Below are 18,036 nucleotides of genomic sequence, written 5' to 3'. Positions count from 1 at the left end.
AAGTTCCCACAGCCCGGCCGGGGCGCTCTCGCGGCGGATACGATGGCGGGTATGCCTCGGATCCGACAGTCAGATGTCGAGGAGGTCAAGGCCCGCATCAATATCGGTGACGTGATCGGCGAGTACGTCACGCTGAAGTCAGCGGGAGTCGGCTCGCTCAAGGGCCTCTGCCCCTTCCACGACGAGCGCAGCCCCAGCTTCCACGTCCGCCCGCAAGCTGGCTTCTACCACTGCTTCGGCTGTCAGGAGTCTGGCGACGTCTACAGCTTCCTCATGAAGATGGACCACGGCTCCTTTAGCGAGACAGTCGAGCGCCTCGCCGCGCGGGTCGGCTACCAGGTCCAGTACGACGAGGGCGGCGGCCAGGCTCCCGAGACCGGCGGTCGGGCGCGACTGCTCGCCGCCAACGATGCGGCGGAGGAGTTCTTCCGCGAGCAGCTCGCGACTCCCGGAGCCGATGTGGGCCGCCGCTTCCTCGGCGAGCGTGGCTTCGACCGCGCCGCCGCCGACCGCTTCGGAGTCGGTTTCGCCCCCGACGGCTGGGACGGCCTGACGACCGCACTCAAGCGCCGCGGCTTCTCGGAGGAGGAGCTCACCGCCGCCGGTCTCGTCAGCAGCAACAACCGCGGCGGCGTCTACGACCGGTTCCGCGGCCGGCTCATCTGGCCGATCCGCGACATCACCGGTCAGACCGTCGGCTTCGGCGCGCGCCGCCTCCTGGAGGAGGACAAGGGACCCAAGTACCTGAACACCCCGGAGACGCCCGTTTACCACAAGTCCCAGGTGCTCTACGGGCTCGATCTCGCCAAGCGCGATATCTCGCGTGGGCATCAGGTCGTGGTTGTCGAGGGCTACACGGATGTCATGGCCTGCCACCTCGCGGGTGTCCCCACCGCGGTCGCCACCTGCGGCACGGCCTTTGGTGTGGACCACATCAAGGTCATCCGGCGAGTGCTCGGTGATGCGCGCGGCGTGAACGGTCAGGTCATTTTCACGTTCGATCCGGATGCCGCCGGCCAGAATGCCGCGAAAAAGGCATTCGATGAGGAGAGCCGCTTCGCGTCGCAGACGTACGTCGCGGTTGAGAGCAGCGGTCTGGATCCGTGCGACCTCCGGCTGAACAGAGGCGACGACGCTGTTCGCCGACTGATCGACGGCAAGCAGCCGCTGCATACTTTCGCACTCCGGCAGATGGTGTCCGAATTCGATCTCACGAGTGTCGGTGGTCGTGTCGCCGCTCTTCGTCGTGCCGCACCGTACGTGGCGAACATCAGGGACTGGGCCGAAAGGGACGGCTATGCCCGGGAACTGGCGTCGATGATCGGGGGGATCGATATCGAGGAGGCCAATCGGGCTATCCGCAATGCCGGTCGTGATCGGCCGCGTGCCCAGCCGGAGGAGCAACGCTCGGAGCAGGTCGCGAGCGCGCGCCTCGCGGACCTGCCGGTCGACGTGGTCACTCGGATCGAGCGCGAGGCGCTGATGGCGATGCTGCAACTGCCCCAGGCGATGGGTCAGGAGCTGCTGGCCCGGGCGGCGCACGCGGCGGTCACCAACGAGACTCTGCGCGTGGTCCGCGACGCCGTGGTCGCCAACCTCGAGCGCGCCGATGATCGCGACTGGGTCGAGCATGTCGCGGACGATGTCCCCGGGCCGTTCGCCTCGCTGGTGCGCCAGCTCGCGGTCGCTCCGATCCCGGCCGCCGACGAGGCGGGCCTCGAGCGCTATGCCCGTGACGTGGCGATCTCGCTCATCGAACGTGACCTGCTGCGCGAGATCGCCGAGTTGCACGGAGCCTTGCAGCGCGCGTCCGCCGACCCGGTGCTGGCCCGCGCCGTGCAGGTTCGGCTCGTCGAGCTGGAGCGAGAGAAGCGAGCTCTGCGCGTCGAGTGAGCGTGTTGCGGTCGTGTGAAGAAATCCACAGCACCCCCATTCGGGTTCGGAGAGCGCTTCCACTTGTGTTACCACTGAGGAACAGAACTGCGGGCAGGACATCTGTGTGCCGACAACGCGCACGCCCGCATCCCATTCTTTGACAGGAAGAGGCAGACGGAGATGACTTCCGCATCCACCCGCGGTACCCGTGCATTCGCCGCGGCGGCAGGCTTCGCCGCGGTCGCGCTCGTGCTGGCGGGCTGCTCCGCCGGCGGGAACGACTCGCCCGGCGGTAGCGCCGGAGGGGCCCTGACCATCGGCACCACCGACAAGATCACGACCCTCGACCCCGCTGGCTCGTACGACAACGGCTCATTCGCCGTAATGAACCAGGTGTTCCCGTTCCTGATGAACACGCCGTACGGCAGCCCGGACGTCGAGCCCGACATCGCACAGTCGGCCGAGTTCACCTCGCCCACGGAGTACACCGTGAAGCTCAAGGAGGGACTGAAGTGGGCCAACGGCCACGATCTCACCTCCTCCGACGTGAAGTTCTCGTTCGATCGCCAGGTCGGCATCGCAGCCGAAAACGGCCCATCCTCGCTGCTCGCGAACCTCGACAGTGTCGCGGCTCCAGACGAGACGACCGTCGTCTTCACGCTCAAGTCGGAGAACGATCAGACCTTCCCGCAGATCCTCTCGAGCCCCGCGGGCCCGATCGTGGATGAGGAGGTCTTCTCGGCCGACGCGTTGACCCCCGACGCCGACATCGTCTCGGGTGACGCCTTCGCCGGCCAGTACACGATCACCAACTACGACGTGAACAATCTGATCCAGTACAGGGCGTACGAGGAGTACCAGGGTGTTCTCGGGGCGGCGAAGACGAGCACGGTCAACGTCAAGTACTACGCCGACTCCTCGAACCTCAAGCTGGACATCCAGGAAGGCAATATCGACGTCGCGTTCCGCAGCCTGTCGGCGACCGATGTCGACGACCTGCGCGGCAACGATACGGTGAAAGTCGTGGACGGCCCGGGTGGCGAGATCCGCTACATCGTCTTCAACTTCAACACCCAGCCGTTTGGCGCGACCACCGCGGAGGCGGACAGCGCCAAGGCCCTCGCCGTGCGTCAGGCCGTGGCCGATCTGATCGACCGCGACGAGATCGCCGACCAGGTCTATAAGGGCACCTACACCCCGCTGTACTCCTACGTGCCCGCCGGTCTGACCGGTGCGGTCGAGCCGCTGAAGTCGCTCTACGGCGACGGCGCGGGCAAGCCTGACGCTGCGAAGGCCAAAGCGACCCTCGACGCCGCCGGCGTGACCGCTCCGGTCACCCTCAACCTGCAGTACTCGAACGATCACTACGGGCCGTCCTCGGGGGATGAGTACGCGCTGATCAAGGACCAGCTGGAGTCGACCGGCCTGTTCACCGTCAACCTGCAAACCACCGAGTGGGTGCAGTATTCGAAGGACCGCTCGAGCGACGTCTACCCCGCGTACCAACTCGGCTGGTTCCCCGACTACTCCGACGCCGACAACTATCTCTCGCCGTTCTTCATCAAGGAGAACTTCCTCGCGAACCACTTCGATGACGCCCAGGTGCAGAGCCTGATCGCGCAGCAAGTGTCGACCACCGACTCCGCCGAGCGCACTGCGCTGATCGAGCAGATTCAGGAGAAGGTCGCGGCGCAGCTCTCGACCGTCCCCTACCTGCAGGGGTCGCAGGTCGCCGTCGTCGGCAGCGCGGTGAGCGGAGCCGAGGGCACTCTCGACGCCTCGTTCAAGTTCCGCTACGCGGCACTCAGCAAGAGCTGATCCACACCCTCGCGGCCACGAAAGGCATCACGTGACGCCAGCCATGACGGCTGCACCGACGGCGCCCACCAGGCGACCGCGCGGCTCAGGGGGCGGACTCGGGCGCTACCTGCTCGTCCGCTTCCTGCTCATCATCCCGACCGTCTTCATCCTCGTGACGATGGTGTTCTTGCTCATGCGCTCCACGGGCGACCCGATCACGGCGGCCCTCGGCGGGCGCCTGACCGCGGATCAGCTTGCCGAGCGCGTCGCCGCCGCGGGCTACGACCGGCCGCTGTTCGTGCAGTACGTCGAGTACCTCGGCGGCCTGGTCACCGGTGACTTCGGTACAACACTCAGCGACAATCGCCCCGTCACCGAGGTGCTGCTCACCTACGGCGCCGCGACCGTCGAACTCGCCTTCTACAGCCTGATCGTCGCGTTCGTCGTCGGCATTCCGCTCGGGATGCTCGCCGCTTATTACCGCGACCGCACGCCCGACGCGGTGCTGCGCATCGTCGCGATCCTCTGCTATGCCACCCCGGTGTTCTTCGCCGGGCTGCTGCTGAAGCTGGTCTTCTCGGTCTGGCTGAAGTGGTTTCCCGTCGCCGGCCGCGCTTCGACCAGCACCGAGCTCTCGCTCCAGTTCCTCGAGAACAAGACCGGCATCTACCTGATCGACGCGCTCCAGACCGGCGACCCGGACGCGCTCTCCGACGTCCTCTCGCACGCGGTGCTGCCCGCCGTCGCGCTGGGCCTGCTGACCGCCGGCATCTTCCTCCGCCTCGTGCGCACCAACATGATCGGCACGCTCGGCACCGACTACATCGATGTGGCGCGCTCGCGCGGAGTGAGCGAGTTCCGCCTGGTCCGCACGCACGCGTACCGGCCGGCGCTCATCCCGATCATCACCGTGATTGGCCTACAGATCGCACTGCTGCTCGGCGGCGCGGTCCTCACCGAGACCACCTTCGAGTGGAAGGGCCTCGGCTTCCAGCTTGCCGAGTACCTCCAGGCGCGCGACTTCGTGGCGGTGCAGGGCATCGTCGCCCTGCTCGCCGTCATCGTGGCGCTGACCAACTTCATCGTCGACGTCATCGCGGCGCTCATCGACCCGCGAGTGAGGTACTGACTATGAGCACTACCGCCTCGGCGCGCCCGCGCCGCCGCCTCGTTGACCGCCTTCCGGTCGTCCACCAGCTGCGCCAGAGCATCGGCCTCCAACGGGGGATGCTCGTCACTGGCCTCGTGATCACGGGCGCGTTCCTCCTGGTCGCGCTCCTCGCTCCGCTGATCGCGCCCTACGGCTACTCGCAGCTGCGCTCGGGCGACGAGGCGTTCGGCGCGCAGCAGCCACCGAACGCTGAGCACCTGCTCGGCACCACCGTCGGTGGCTACGACGTCCTCTCGCGCGTGCTCTGGGGGGCGCAGACCGCGTTTCTGGTCATCGTGGTCGCCGTCGTCCTGTCGCTCTTTCTCGGTGTGTTCCTCGGTCTCGTCTCCGGCTACCTCGGCGGCTGGCTCGACCGGGTGCTGGTCGTGATCTGCGACGCGGTCTACGCCTTCCCGACCCTGCTGCTCGCGATCGTGATGTCGATCGTCATCTCGGGTGGGCAGTCCAACCTGTGGGCGGGCATCGTCGCCGCGGCGGTCTCGATCACCGTGGTCTACATTCCGCAGTACTTCCGGGTCATCCGCGCCGAAACGGTGCGGATCAAGGGTGATGCGTTCGTCGAGTCCGCGAAGGTCATTGGAGCGTCGACGCCGCGGATCATGTTCCGCCACGTCCTGCGCAACGCCACCCGCACCCTGCCGCTGATCTTCACGCTCAACTCGTCCGAGGCGATCCTGACGCTCGCGGGCCTGGGCTTTCTCGGCTTCGGCATCGAGCCGACTTCGGCCGCCGAGTGGGGCTACGACCTCAACAAGGCGCTCTCCGACGTCACGAGTGGCATCTGGTGGACCTCGGTGTTCCCGGGTCTGGCCATCGTGCTCGTGGTGCTGGGTATTACGCTCGTCGGCGAGAGTCTGAACGACCTTGCCGACCCGCGCCTGCGGGGTCGGCGCGCGGTGGCTGCCGGTGCCGTCGCCGGAGTGGAGGGAACGCGATGAGGGACCGGACGGTGGATCACGACGCTCGCCCGATCGTTGACATCAGGGACCTCAAGGTCGCGTTCGCGAGCGACCGCGGAGCCGTCCGCGCCGTTGCCGGAGTCAGCCTTCGCGTCGAGCGCGGCGAGGTCCTCGCCATCGTCGGCGAGTCCGGCAGCGGCAAGACCGTGACCGCGAAGACGATCCTGGGCCTGCTGCCCGAAACGGCGACCGCCTCCGGAGTGGTACTGCTCTCGAAGAAGGACGGGAGTTCGGCCACCGACGTCGTGTCCGTGCCGACGGCGCGCCTGCGCGAGCTACGCGGCACGGACGTCGCGATGGTGTTCCAGGAGCCGGGAACGGCCCTCAACCCCGTGTTCACCGTCGGCTGGCAGATCGCCGAGGGGCTCCGCGCCCACGGCTCCGTGACGAAGAAGGAGGCGCGGCAGCGGGCGATCGACATCTTGCGCACCGTCGGCATCCCCGAGCCGGAGAAGCGGGTGGACTACTACCCGCACCAGTTCTCGGGCGGGCAGAAGCAGCGCGTCGTCATCGCGATGGCGCTGGTGCTCGACCCGGGCCTCATCGTCGCCGACGAGCCGACCACTGCTCTCGACGTGACGGTGCAGGCCGAAATCCTCGACCTGCTCCGGCGCTGCCGTGACGAGTTCGGCACTTCGATCGTGCTGATCACCCACAACATGGGTGTCGTTGCCGACCTCGCCGACCGCGTCGCCGTGATGTACCAGGGCGAGCTCGTCGAGGAGGCGAGTGTCGCCGAGCTGTTCTCGTCGCCGAAGGCCGAGTACACGCGCACGCTCCTCGCCGCGGTGCCGCACGTGGGTCAGGGTGTTGAGCGTGCCCGTGTCCGCGCCATCGAGCGCGCCGAGGCGCCCGAGACCGAGACCCTGGTCGAGGCCGACGGTCTGCGGATCCAGTACCCCGGCCGACTCGGACGTCCCGGCTTCGTCGCGGTCGACGGCGTCTCGTTCCGCATCCGCGCGGGGGAGGTGCTCGGCCTGGTAGGCGAGAGCGGCTCGGGCAAGACGACCATCGGCCGAGCGATCGCCGGCCTGACTTCGGTCACCGGTGGCTCGCTGCGGGTGCTCGGTCAGGAGATGCGCGGCATCCGCGAGCGCGCCTTCCGCCCCGTCCGCGGCGGCATCGGCTTCGTGTTCCAGGATCCGGCGTCGAGCTTCAATCCGCTGCTCACCATCGCCGAGTGCGTCGCTGAGCCGCTGATCGTGCACGGGCGGGCCGGCGACGCCCGAGCCGCCCGCGGTCGGGTCGATGAGTTGCTCGAGGCGGTGCAGCTCCCGCGCTCCTACGGTGACCGCTACCCGCACGAGCTCTCGGGAGGGCAGCGCCAGCGCGCCAGCCTCGCCCGCGCCCTCGCGCTCGGGCCGAAGCTGCTGATCGCCGATGAGCCGACGTCGGCCCTGGACGTGTCGGTCCAGGCGCGCGTGCTCGAGCTCTTCGCCGAGCTCCAGCGTGAGTTCGGTTTCGCCTCGCTGTTCATCAGCCACGACCTCGCCGTGGTCGACCTGCTGGCCGATCGCATAGCGGTGCTCTACCGCGGTGAGTTGGTCGAAGAGGGCACGGGAGCCGAGGTGCTCGCGGCGCCGAAGCACCCCTACACTCAGCGACTGCTCGCCTCTCTGCCGGTGCCGGACCCGGTCGAGCAGGCCACGCGCCGCGAGCTGTTGCACTCCATCGTCGCGGCGGAGCGCCGGGCGTGAGCCGCACCGCCGAGGATCCGGCCCCGATCATCATCGACGACCTCAGCGTCGAGTATCCACCCCACGGCATCAGCCGCAGGTGGACGGCGCTGCGAGGCGTCAGCCTGCGGGTCGAGCCTGGCGAGGTACTCGGGATCCTCGGTGGCAGCGGCTCGGGCAAGTCAACGCTGGCGCGGGTCCTTGGTGGTGCTGGGCTCGGTGGTGCTGGGCTCGGTGGCGATGGTGGCCGCATCCGACCCGCCATTATTGGGGGAGACGCGATCGTGGCGGGCCACCGCCTCCGCTCGCTCCCCGCCCGTGACGTCAAGCGCTTCACCGTCGATGTTGCGCACCTCGCGCAGGACGCCGGGGCGACACTTCGCCCGGAGCTGACCGTCTCGGAGCTGATCGCCGAGCCGATCTTCCTCCGCGACCGGCACTACGACCCGAAGGCCGCCGCGATGCGCGTGGCAACCCTGCTCGACTCTGTGCACCTGCCGCTGTTCCTCCTCGACCGCTACCCGTACGAACTCTCGAGCGGGCAGCGCCAGCGCGTCGCCATCGCTCGCGCGCTGGTGCTTGGCCCGACGGTGCTCATCGCCGACGAGCCGACCTCGGGCATCGACGCGACCGTTCGGGAGTCGATTGTCGACCTGCTGGCCGACCTGCGGCGGCAGGACGGGTTCGCGGCGGTCGTGGTCAGTCACGACGTCGACGTGCTGAGCCGGGCGACCGATCGGATCGCCGTGCTGGTCGGCGGCGAGGTCGTCGCCCACGGGCCGTTGCTCGACGTGCTGGTCGAGGCACGGCACCCCTACGTGCGCGAACTCGGGGCCGCGTTCGCCGAGTACGAGCGGTTCGACTCCTCCCGGGCGCACCGCGTTGAGGCGGCGGAGCAGTGAGCGCTCCAAGGGTGGCGGTGCTCCCACGGGCCAAGCCGGTGTTCACCGAGGCGATCGAGTCTGCCGGCGGCACCGTCGTCGGACTCGACCAGCGCCCCGACGGGCTGCTCTGGCTGTCCTACGGCCGCGCCGACGAGCTGGCCGCGGTGCTCGAGAAGCATCCGTCGATCCGCTGGGTGCAGCTGCCGTGGGCCGGGGTCGACGTGTTCGCCCCGATGCTCGCCGCCTCCGACGCCGATGTCGTCTGGACCAGCGCCAAGGGCGCGTATTCGGAGCCGGTCGCCGAGCACGCCCTGGCACTCGTGCTGGCTCTGCTGCGCTTCCTGCCCGAGCGGGCGCGCGCCTCCTCCTGGGGCGAGAAGCGCGCGGTCACTCTGCACCGCGCCTCGGTCGTGATCGTCGGAGCGGGAGGCATTGCCCTCGAGCTGCTGCGGCTGCTCAGCGTCTTCGAGTGCCGGGTGACCGTGGTGCGCCGTGGGGACGAGCCGGTGCCGGGGGCCGAGCGGACGGTCGCGAGCGCGAGCCTGCCCGAGGTGGTCGAGGACGCCGATGTGCTCGTGCTGGCCGCCGCCGCGACCTCGGGAACAGAGCGCCTGGTCGACGCGGACGTGCTTGCGTGCCTGCCCGAGCGTGCCGTGCTGGTGAACATCGCGCGGGGGAGCCTCATCGACACCGACGCGCTCGTCGTCGCCCTGGCGGAGGGACGGTTGGCCGGAGCCGCTCTGGACGTGACGGATCCCGAGCCGCTGCCTGACGGGCATCCGCTCTGGAGCGAGCCCCGTTGCCTCATCACGCCGCACAGCGCAGATACTCCCGAGATGACTGCGCCGCTCCTGGCCGAGCGGGTCCGCGCCAACGTCGAGGCATTCGCCGCCGGCGCCCCGCTCCTCGGCCGCGTCGACCCTCGCGCTGGCTACTGACCTCGCGCCGGCTACTGACGCGTCCCCGCGAGCATCGTGAGACGGGCGGATTTGGTGTTCTGGGGGACTTTGGTAAAGTAAACCCGTCGATCGCCTCCGGGTGGTCGGATGATCCTCGATAGCTCAATTGGCAGAGCAATCGGCTGTTAACCGATAGGTTCTTGGTTCGAGTCCAAGTCGGGGAGCGAAGGGCCTGAGACTCCACTCTCGGGCCCTTTTTCCTGCCCGGCCCTTTTTCCTGCCCGCTCGTCCTCCGGGCGGACGCCAGCGACGGGAAGGCGCGATGCGCGAGGACGTGCTTGGCCTTGTTCGCCGCCGCCCAGACGTCGAGTCTCCCGCGCTCGTCGCCGTAGATGCGAGCGATCGTCTGCTGCTCGACCTCGCCCCCGACCACAGACGGGTCGCCGTCGTCGGCGACGCCTACGGAGCGCTCAGCCTTGGCCTCGCTGCCGAGGGCCGTTCCGTGCGCGTGGTGCAGGATTCGATCACCGCGGAGCGGGCGCTGGCCCTCAACGCGGAGGCGGTGCGCGGATCGGGAATTGAGGTCGCCCCGATCGAGATCGTCGAATCGGCTGCGCAGGCGGTCCGCGACGCCGACACCGTGCTGCTGCGCCTACCGCGCTCGCTCGACGCGCTGGCCGCCCTCACCGCCGAGGTCGCGCTCGCGAATCCGTCGGCGACCCTCATCGGCGCGGGTCGGATCAAGCACATGACCCACTCGATGAACGACCTCCTCGGCGAGCGCTACGAGCGGGTCGACATCTCCCTCGCCCGGCAGAAGTCGCGCGCACTTCTGGCACGCGACGCCCGCGTCCAGCAGCCACTCGCTCCCGCACCTGAGCGTCGTCACCTGAACGGGCTCGCCCTGGAGGTGGTCGCTCTGCCCGGCGCCTTCGCCGGCGCCCGGCTCGACCTCGGCACGCGCGCGCTCCTCGACGCCCTCGACCTCGGCTCGCTGCCGGCGGGCACGGCCCTTGACCTCGGCTGCGGAACCGGGATCCTCGCCACGGTCCTGGCCCGCTCACGTCCCGACATCGCGGTGACCGCCACCGACACTTCGCGGATCGCGGTCGAGTCGGCCCGCGCGACGGCTGCGGCGAACGGAGTGGCTGTGCACGTACTCCGCGACGACAACGCCTCGACGCTCGCGCCCGGCTCGGTGGACACGGTGCTCTGCAATCCGCCTTTTCACTCCGATGGCGCCGTCACCGATCTCGTCGCGCGCCGGATGCTCCGCGCGGCCGGCCGGGTGCTGCGCCCGGGCGGCCTGCTCTGGACCGTGTTCAACTCGCACCTGGCACACCCGGCCGAACTCCGCCGCGCGGTCGGGCCGACGACGGTCGTGGCGCGCGACCGCCGCTTCACCGTGACGCGCTCCATTCGGCACTGACACGCTCTCGGCTGCGAGACTCCGCAATCCCTTCCGACCGCTTAGGTCTGCCGACCGGCTCGCGAGTACCATCTCTCTCCGGTGTCCCCCGCGCCGATCCGCTCGAACAGCTCCGGAGGCCGTCGTGCTCGAAGTCGTCCTCGTCCTCGCCCTGCTCGCGCTGATCGTGGCTGTCGTGCTCTGGCGGCGCGCTGTCGCAGCCGAGCGCAGCGCGGCCGAGGGCCGAGCCGAGGAGGCAGCGCGCGTCGTTCGCCTGGAGCTGGCTGTCGGCGAGCAGGAGGCGCGGTTGCGCATCGTGGGGGAGTTAGAGCAGCTCGCCGTCCGCAGTGCCGCGCACGTCATCGAGGAGGCCGAGAGCGTTCGACTCACCGTGGACCGCGACCCGGCTGCTGCCTCGCGCTCTGCCGTGCGCGCAGTGCGCGCTGCCGAGGCCTCTCTCGCTCAGCTGCGCCGCATCGCGACAGTCGCGAACGTCGATCCCGGCGAGTTGCCGCGCACCGGCGGCTCCGTCCCGCTGATCGAGAGTGCGCGTGAGCGCGGTCTGAGCGTGCGCGAGGAGTCGTTCGGCGAGCCGTTCCCGCTGCAGGACGGGGCAGAAGTGGCGGTGTTGCGCGTGCTCGAGTACGCCTTCGAGTCCGCTCTCGCGACGGGCGGTGCCGGAACCGAGGTGCGCATCAGTTCGCGCTGGACCACGACGGGACTGCGAGTCGAGGTCGACGACGATCGCGAACGTCACGGCGGCGCCGAAGAGGACCTGAGCGCCTTCGACGCCGACCTGCGCTCCCTCACCGAGCGGATCGACAGTCCCGCCCTGGCAGAACTGCGCGAGCGCGCCGCCCTCTTCGGCGGTGACGTGACCGAGAAGCGCACCCCCGGCGTCGGCCGCAGCGTCACCGCCTCCTTCCCCGTGGTCCGCCACCACAATGGTGTGCACGGAGTCGATCTGACCTAGTCAGTCTTCGAGGTGCTCCACGCCAGGCAGCCATGAGACGCCAGGTTGGCCCCAGCCGCGCTTGCGGATGATCTTGGCGACGGGCTTGCGGTACTCGTCCTCCAGGCGGTCGACGTAGAGCACACCGTCGAGGTGGTCGAACTCGTGCTGGAACACGCGCGCAAACCAGCCCTCTGCAACGATCTCGAACGGTTCGTGCGCCAGATCGACCGCGCGGAGGATCGCCCGCTCGGAGCGGCGCAGAGGGAAGCGCTCGCCCGGGAAGGAGAGGCAGCCCTCCGACTCCGTCTCCTCATCGGCCTCGCCGAGTGCGGTCGGCGTCACGAAGAGCTCGGGATTGATGGCGACGCCGCGTCTGGAAGTGCCGTCCTCGTCGGGGTAGTCGTACACGAACAGCCGCAGTGGCACGCCGACCTGAGGCCCGGCGAGACCGACCCCGGGGGCGGTGTCCATCGTCTCGAACATGTCGGCGACGAGGCTTCGCAGCGCGTCGTCGAACTCGGTGACGGGAGCAGCGGGGGAGTGCAGGACAGGGTCGCCGGCGATGCGGATGGGGAGGACGGCCATACCGCCAGGGTAGTGGGACCCCCACGGCGATCGTCCGTTCAGCTTGCGCCGTCCCCCGTGCGTCGGAGGTCTCCCGCCCCCGATCTGGGTAGGGTCGACCCCATGCCCGCCGATCTCGCCGAACTTCTCAACGATCCGGCGAAATTCATCGGCATTCCCATCGCCCTCGTCGGCGCAGTGTTCCTCTCTCTTGGCGCGCAGTTCCAGCATCGCGGGGTCGCCAAGGTGGAGCGGTTCTCGAAGCGCTCCGGCTCGTCGAGCCTCAGCGGCGGGCAGATGATCGCCCTGCTCTCCCGCCCGTCCTGGGTGATCGGGACGCTCCTGCTGGGCCTCGCGATCGTGTTCCAGCTGACGAGCCTCGGCTTCTCCCCACTTATCGTGGTGCAGCCGCTCGGGGCCGTCGCACTCGTGATCACGGCCGTCGTCAATGCCCGGGTCAGCCATGTGCGCTTGAATGCGGCGTCGGTGCGCGCGGTCATCCTCTGCGTGGGCGGCGTGGGAACCTTCGTGCTCGTTGCCGCCTTCAACGCCGTGGACAAGGCGATTAGGACGCCCGAGTTGATCACCATCCTCGTGATTCTGGCCGTCGTACTCGTGGTCTTCGTGGTCGCCTTCCGCGTCTTCCGTCGCGGGGCGAAGGCGCTTTTCTACATCGTCGGAGCAGGAGTGGTCTACGGCTTTGTGGCGACCCTGGCAAAGGTGGTCCTCAACCGCATCAAGTACGCCGAGTTCGATCCGCTGACCGTCGTCTGCATCGTGGCGCTCGTGGCCGCGGCCGCGCTCGGCGGCTACTTCGTGCAGAACGCGTACTCGACCGGCCCGCCGGACCTGGTCGTCGCCGGGCTCACGGTGATCGATCCGCTCGTCGCCGTCGCCATCGGGATCATCGTCCTGGGCGAGGCCGAGTACGCCGCTCCGTGGGCGATCCCCCTTTTCATCGCTGCGGGAGCCGTCGCCATTTCGGGCGTGTTCCTTCTCGCCAAGCATCACCCTCAGGCGCGATAGGCGGCGTGTGCTCCTGGGTGCTGAGAAGTCCTCTGCCTACAATGAATCGCCCGAGAACCCCGACACAGACCGACCTCCGCCGATCGCTCCCTTTTCTCCACGAGCGGCACGACACCGTTAGGACCACCCCGTGTCAGATTCCCGCGACGAATTCCCCTCGAAGTCGTCCGATGCCCGTCCGCTCACGGTCGTGATTGGCTGCGACACCTTCGCTCCCAATGTGAACGGAGCCGCGAAGTTCGCGGAGCGCCTGGCGGCCGGCCTCGCCCAGCGCGGCCACGAGGTCCATGTCATCGCGCCCTCGGCCGACGGCTGGAGCGGCACCAGGGTCGAGACCCACGAGGGCCAGCGGGTCACCCTCCACCGCCTCTACAGCTGGCGTTGGTTTCCGCACGACTGGCTGCGCTTCGCGATGCCGTGGCGGATACGTCAGAACAGCGCACGCATCCTCGACGAGGTGAAGCCGGACGTCGTGCATTTCCAGTCACACATCATCGTCGGCCGCGGTCTTGGCATCGAGGCCGCTAAGCGCGGAATCCGGATTGTCGGTACCAACCACTTCATGCCCGAGAACATGCTCGAGTTCACCCTCCTGCCCAAGGCCGTCCAGGCCAAAGCCGTGCAGATGGCGTGGCGGGCGGCGCGCCGGACCTTTGGGCGCGCGGAGGCGGTCACCACGCCGACCCGCAAGGCAGCGCAGTTCCTTGAGAAGTACACGGGACTCCAGGGCGTTCGCGCCATCTCCTGCGGGATCGACGCCGACAATTACACGCCCGACTTCACGCCGCGCTCGAGCAATGTGATCCTCTTCGTCGGCCGCGTCACCGGCGAAAAGCACATCGATGTCCTGCTACGCGCCGTCGCTCTGCTCGATCCGTCGCTCGACGTGATGCTTGAGATCGTCGGTGGCGGGGACCAGATGCGCAACCTCCAGCAGCTCGCCTCCACGCTGGGCATCTCCGACCGCGTGCGGTTCACCGGCTACGTCTCCGACTCCGAGCTGAAAGAGGCATATACCCGCGCCTCCGTGTTCGCCATGCCATCGATCGCCGAACTGCAGAGCATTGCGACGATGGAGGCGATGGCGTCGGCACTCCCCGTAGTCGCCGCCGACGCGATGGCCCTCCCGCACCTCGTGCACGACGGCGAGAACGGCTACCTCTTCGAGCCCGGCAGCGCCGAGGCCCTGGCCGAGCGTCTGACGACAGCACTCACGCTCGCGCCCGAGGCGTTCGAGGAGATGAAGCGCGCCTCCCTCCGCATCGTCGCGGCGCACGACATCAACCGCACGATCAGCACCTTCGAGAGCCTGTATCGTGGGGAGCCGGTGGCCGATCCGGCCGCCGACGCTGCGTCCGCGCGCGCCGCCTTCTGACGGCCTCGGGCGCCGCGGGGCGTTAGCTCAGCTGGTTAGAGCAGCGGACTCATAATCCGTCGGTCACGGGTTCAAGTCCCGTACGCCCTACAAAAACGGCCCTAGGTCCGCGAGATTACGCGGGTCCACGGCCATCCGGTCCGGCTATAGGTGGCTGTAGAGGCTCAGTGTGATCGACGGGTTCGCGTGGCCGAGCATCCTGGCCACGAGGAGCACGTCAGCGCCGGCGGTGATCGCCATGCTCGCCGCGGTGTGTCTCCTCGAATGGGGAGTGAGACCGAGACCACCGAGACCGGCACCTTCAACAGCCTTCCCGAATACGCGGTAGCGCCAGTTGTGATCGTGTAGCGCGGTGCCAGTCGACGTACGGAACAGGTAGTCGGCGCCGGCCTTCCCGACCGTCAGCGGCTCGAGTTTGTCGGTGACGAACCGGGGGATCGGGACGATGCGCGTCTTCCGGCTCTTCGTGCGAGTCTCTACCCTGTTCCCCTCTTCGTCCTCCGTAAACGTGCCCCGGACATCGACTCGTAGCGTCGGTGATCCACCGTGGACGATTGTCGGCGCGACGAGCGCTGCCTGCCGCCGCTCGATCTTGAACTCGTGGGGGGCACCCTTCGCGCAGTTCGACCACCCACTCCTCGACCATCTGCTCGCTGATCGAGTTGATCGTCCGGTCCCCGAACTTCGGCAGGACGTACCGGTCAAGCTCCGTGCGGTACCGTCGGCGCGTCGAGCCGCCAATCTCCTGCCGAGAGTTGAACCACATCTCGGCGACGTCGCGGTCACCCTTCCCGCCTGACCCGTGAACGTCCGCTGACAGACGTGTTCAGCGGATGGCGTGCTCTCCTTTCGCACGCAGGAAGCAGTAGGGCTGCTGCGTTTCCGTTTGCCCGAACGCCGATGGCCGGCGAGCTACCTCGGGTAGACGAATCCGCCGCAGTTGACGACTTTGTCGGGCGGATATGTAAACCCGGGATCCTGCTCAGCGATACGAGGCCCATCGCTCACACTCCACGTCAGCCGGCCTAGACGTTCACCGTCCAGATACGCCCACCAATGCTTCACCCCGTCGAACGACACGTCGAGAGCGTCATCGATGCGCACGCCAGCGATCGCAGGCGACACGGTCGAGTGATACAGACGTTGCACGGGGGGCGTGCCGGCTGCGTAAAACGGGTCAACAGGCCCAGATTCGATGCCGACCTGCCGTTCGCCGTTTCTGTGCACGTTTCCGATCTGTGGCCAAGAGCCTCGCGGCCGATCATCCCCTAGGCGTCGTCGTTCAAAGAATCCCATGCGGTGATCCGTCCCCCTCCTGGATAACGATGTCCCGCATTTCTGTCCCGCAATCCGAACTCGCGCTATATGCCGTGACCTCTAGTCCTTGGGATGGCGTAGGTCCCGCTTCCACTTTGGTTCCCGGTCTTCCCACCAGGGTGCCTCGTCCGGTTTGCGCTCGTCGTCAATCAGCTTGCGGTTCATAATCTGATCGGGCGTCTCCCGCGGCGGCTCCGTATTCGCGAACTTTCTCAGGGCGCTGAGGACTGCCCCGCGAATGATATAGAAAGCGATTACGTAGGGTAGAACGGCAAGTAGGAGGGCGACTAAAAGGATGGTTATCGCGTAAGGAGATAGCCATTCGGGCGAGAGTTCGAACGCTTCCGAAAAGGTCATGCGATACACAGTAGCGGAACGCCGGATGCGGGGTCCTCAGCTGGCAGCCGTGCGTCTACGGTGCACGCGCATCGTGGATACCTGATCCATGTCTCGAAGGATCGCGTTGACGGCGAGCCGCCTCTGGTCATATTGGTAAGAAGTCTTGTCGCAGCGTCCAACTCGATTTGAAGCCGCGCCTGTCGCGCAGCTGTTGCTCGGTCCGCGTCCGCGATGCGTCTGGCGTTGCGTCTGTCAAGGTACGAGATGACAAGCGCGATGATCGACGCGATCACCGCTGCGACGACTGCTGCTACCTGGATGGCGTTCGAGATCCCCGTCTGCGACATGCTGTGAGGGTAGAGCAGACCCTCTGATCCGTGATAGCGCTCGTAGTCGCACCCGGTCGGAGCACGAGATGTGCTGATTTGCCCTGATGTCCTCGGGGGCCTGCCGCCGACGCGATGGCCCTCCCGCACCTCGTGCACGACGGCGAGAACGGCTACCTCTTCGAGCCCGGCAGCGCCGAGGCCCTGGCCGAGCGTCTGACGACGGCACTCACGCTCGCGCCCGAGGCGTTCGAGGAGATGAAGCGCGCCTCCCTCCGCATCGCGGGGCGTTAGCTCAGCTGGTTAGAGCAGCGGACTCATAATCCGTCGGTCGCGGGTTCAAGTCCCGTACGCCCTGCGGGAACTGCCCAATCGGGCGGCCAGTCGGGGCTTCGCGGTTTCAGACGTGGGGCAGAAGAAGGAAGTCGGCGCTCCACGCGCGATCGTGCGGTTGTTGGCGAGGTCGCGCACCCTCGAAGTCGTGTAGGCCCCGACCCTTTTCCGGGTTGAGCATGACCGCTGCCGCGCCTCGCGAGGAGCTCCTGCACGCGACGACGGATACTCTCGCGATTTTGTGCAACCGTGTACGATTTCTGCATGCCTTCTGACCGCAATCTGCCGGAGCGCTGTGTTGAAGCCCTCGCCGGGCCGCTCCGGCCCTTGGCCTTCCGCGCGCTCAAACTGCTTGGCGTCGAATTCCCTGCTGGCGTCGTACGCGGCCAGCGGCTTCGTCTCGCGCACGGGGCTGTCGGTCTCGTCGTTCACCCTGCCGTCGAGTTCGGCGACGACGTGAAGCTCTACCAGGGAGTGACGCTCGGTCGCTCGGATGTGCACCTGCCCTCTAGCGTGTCTAAGCCCGGCGGAGGCATCATCATCGGCGACCGGGTCGTCATCGGAGCGGGTGCCGTCGTCCTGTTCCGCTCGGGCCACATCCTGAGGGTAGGCGACGATGCAGTGATTGGCGCTAATGCGGTCGTGCTCGCGGACGTGCCCGCCGGAGAAGCCTGGGCAGGTAACCCAGCACGGCGAGTGGCGGCGTCTGCCGTCGTCTGACTCGCTAGCGACCCGATCTAGTTATCCTTCTCAGTCGTCGCGGTCGGAACCTGTGGGACTACTCTCGGGCATCGCTCCCTCGTCCGTCTCCATCCGTCCTCCTTGACCAGTCTTGCCGTCTGCGGGAATCGTCTTTTTCGTTGTGTGGGTCGAAGTCGAGCCGCGAAGCGGCAAGGTTGCCGCTTGGACGACTCGTTTCACAAGACTCGCCACAAGAAAGTCCTCACAAGCTTCGCGAAGGAGGGGAGTCGGGAGCCGGCGGTGTGCTCGCACCGTCGGAACATAGTCATGTGGTGGTCGCGACTAGTGCTGCACGATGTCGTCTCGGCGCTGATCGTGGGCCGTGTTGGTCAAATCTGATTCGAGCACCTGCACGTTTGTGAGCGAGATGCCACCGTTTCCGTACGTC

The 18,036-nt window shown here is 67.7% G+C and carries 16 protein-coding genes, 3 tRNA genes and 2 pseudogenes; 16 read left to right on the top strand and 5 right to left on the bottom strand.

The window, feature by feature from the left end; genetic code table 11:
- Nucleotides 1-51 precede the first annotated feature (51 nt).
- The 10 genes from dnaG to HRF29_RS02910 all read left to right on the top strand — a co-directional run bounded on the left by dnaG (nucleotide 52) and on the right by HRF29_RS02910 (nucleotide 11,645).
- Entirely contained in the window at nucleotides 52-1,893 is a 1,842-nt protein-coding gene (gene dnaG / locus HRF29_RS02955) for a DNA primase (protein WP_173244377.1), read from the top strand.
- A gap of 162 nt (nucleotides 1,894-2,055) precedes the next feature.
- Nucleotides 2,056-3,693 (top strand): ABC transporter substrate-binding protein, encoded by a 1,638-nt coding sequence (locus HRF29_RS02950; protein ID WP_173244374.1) that lies wholly within the window; start codon nucleotides 2,056-2,058, stop codon nucleotides 3,691-3,693.
- A 43-nt stretch (nucleotides 3,694-3,736) separates the two neighbouring features.
- Nucleotides 3,737-4,804: an ABC transporter permease gene (locus HRF29_RS02945; protein WP_173244371.1), complete on the top strand. Its 1,068-nt coding sequence runs from the start codon at nucleotides 3,737-3,739 to the stop codon at nucleotides 4,802-4,804.
- Nucleotides 4,805-4,806: 2 nt separating this feature from the next.
- Nucleotides 4,807-5,784 (top strand): ABC transporter permease, encoded by a 978-nt coding sequence (locus HRF29_RS02940; protein ID WP_173244368.1) that lies wholly within the window; start codon nucleotides 4,807-4,809, stop codon nucleotides 5,782-5,784.
- 11 nt (nucleotides 5,785-5,795) lie between these two features.
- On the top strand, nucleotides 5,796-7,502 hold the full coding sequence (locus HRF29_RS02935) for a dipeptide ABC transporter ATP-binding protein (protein ID WP_343043623.1): 1,707 nt from the start codon (nucleotides 5,796-5,798) through the stop codon (nucleotides 7,500-7,502).
- Nucleotides 7,499-8,383 carry an ATP-binding cassette domain-containing protein gene (locus HRF29_RS02930; protein ID WP_173244362.1) on the top strand — a complete coding sequence of 295 codons (885 nt, stop codon included), beginning with the start codon at nucleotides 7,499-7,501 and terminating at the stop codon, nucleotides 8,381-8,383. Before HRF29_RS02935 ends, HRF29_RS02930 begins: the two co-directional genes overlap by 4 nt.
- A complete protein-coding gene (locus HRF29_RS02925) occupies nucleotides 8,380-9,303 on the top strand; it encodes a D-isomer specific 2-hydroxyacid dehydrogenase family protein (RefSeq protein ID WP_343043622.1) in 924 nt (307 codons plus the stop codon). Before HRF29_RS02930 ends, HRF29_RS02925 begins: the two co-directional genes overlap by 4 nt.
- Nucleotides 9,304-9,415: 112 nt before the next feature.
- Nucleotides 9,416-9,488, top strand: a tRNA-Asn gene (locus tag HRF29_RS02920).
- Between the two features lie 98 nt (nucleotides 9,489-9,586).
- Entirely contained in the window at nucleotides 9,587-10,693 is a 1,107-nt protein-coding gene (locus HRF29_RS02915; RefSeq protein ID WP_173244359.1) for a class I SAM-dependent methyltransferase, read from the top strand.
- Nucleotides 10,694-10,817: 124 nt separating this feature from the next.
- Nucleotides 10,818-11,645, top strand: coding sequence for a sensor histidine kinase (locus tag HRF29_RS02910; RefSeq protein ID WP_173244356.1), 828 nt, complete (start codon nucleotides 10,818-10,820; stop codon nucleotides 11,643-11,645).
- Here HRF29_RS02910 and def read toward each other — a convergent pair whose 3' ends face one another.
- Nucleotides 11,646-12,212, bottom strand: coding sequence for a peptide deformylase (gene def / locus HRF29_RS02905; protein WP_173244354.1), 567 nt, complete (start codon nucleotides 12,210-12,212; stop codon nucleotides 11,646-11,648).
- A 102-nt stretch (nucleotides 12,213-12,314) separates the two neighbouring features.
- Here def and HRF29_RS02900 point away from each other — a divergent pair, with 102 nt between their 5' ends.
- The 3 genes from HRF29_RS02900 to HRF29_RS02890 all read left to right on the top strand — a co-directional run bounded on the left by HRF29_RS02900 (nucleotide 12,315) and on the right by HRF29_RS02890 (nucleotide 14,682).
- Complete coding sequence (locus HRF29_RS02900) at nucleotides 12,315-13,217, top strand: DMT family transporter (protein ID WP_173244351.1); 903 nt, start codon at nucleotides 12,315-12,317, stop codon at nucleotides 13,215-13,217.
- 130 nt (nucleotides 13,218-13,347) lie between these two features.
- Nucleotides 13,348-14,592: a glycosyltransferase gene (locus HRF29_RS02895; RefSeq protein WP_343043621.1), complete on the top strand. Its 1,245-nt coding sequence runs from the start codon at nucleotides 13,348-13,350 to the stop codon at nucleotides 14,590-14,592.
- Nucleotides 14,593-14,608: 16 nt separating this feature from the next.
- Nucleotides 14,609-14,682, top strand: a tRNA-Ile gene (locus HRF29_RS02890).
- Nucleotides 14,683-14,736: 54 nt separating this feature from the next.
- Here HRF29_RS02890 and HRF29_RS02885 read toward each other — a convergent pair.
- The 4 genes and pseudogenes from HRF29_RS02885 to HRF29_RS02875 all read right to left on the bottom strand — a co-directional run bounded on the left by HRF29_RS02885 (nucleotide 14,737) and on the right by HRF29_RS02875 (nucleotide 16,266).
- The gene (locus tag HRF29_RS02885; RefSeq protein ID WP_173244348.1) at nucleotides 14,737-15,297 is read right to left on the bottom strand and encodes a site-specific integrase; all 561 of its coding nucleotides are present in this window, start codon (nucleotides 15,295-15,297) and stop codon (nucleotides 14,737-14,739) included.
- Nucleotides 15,272-15,358 (bottom strand): annotated as a pseudogene (locus HRF29_RS15440) (hypothetical protein); the annotation flags it as partial. The gene HRF29_RS02885 and the pseudogene HRF29_RS15440, both read right to left, overlap by 26 nt.
- Before the next feature lie 146 nt (nucleotides 15,359-15,504).
- Nucleotides 15,505-15,717, bottom strand: a complete 213-nt coding sequence (locus HRF29_RS02880; protein ID WP_173244345.1) for a hypothetical protein — start codon at nucleotides 15,715-15,717, stop codon at nucleotides 15,505-15,507.
- A 252-nt stretch (nucleotides 15,718-15,969) separates the two neighbouring features.
- Nucleotides 15,970-16,266, bottom strand: a complete 297-nt coding sequence (locus HRF29_RS02875; protein WP_173244342.1) for a hypothetical protein — start codon at nucleotides 16,264-16,266, stop codon at nucleotides 15,970-15,972.
- 431 nt (nucleotides 16,267-16,697) lie between these two features.
- Here HRF29_RS02875 and HRF29_RS02870 point away from each other — a divergent pair.
- The 3 genes and pseudogenes from HRF29_RS02870 to HRF29_RS15075 form a co-directional block, all read left to right on the top strand.
- A pseudogene (locus tag HRF29_RS02870) lies at nucleotides 16,698-16,850 on the top strand (glycosyltransferase); the annotation flags it as partial.
- 8 nt (nucleotides 16,851-16,858) lie between these two features.
- A tRNA-Ile gene (locus HRF29_RS02865) sits at nucleotides 16,859-16,932 on the top strand.
- A 239-nt stretch (nucleotides 16,933-17,171) separates the two neighbouring features.
- Complete coding sequence (locus HRF29_RS15075) at nucleotides 17,172-17,627, top strand: serine O-acetyltransferase (RefSeq protein ID WP_173244336.1); 456 nt, start codon at nucleotides 17,172-17,174, stop codon at nucleotides 17,625-17,627.
- The last annotated feature ends 409 nt before the right edge of the window (nucleotides 17,628-18,036 follow it).

The sequence above is a fragment of the Rathayibacter agropyri genome, assembly GCF_013249015.1.
Lineage (GTDB): Bacteria > Actinomycetota > Actinomycetes > Actinomycetales > Microbacteriaceae > Rathayibacter > Rathayibacter agropyri.
Note: the sequence above shows the minus strand (reverse complement) of the source record. Positions and strands in the feature narration are given on the sequence as shown.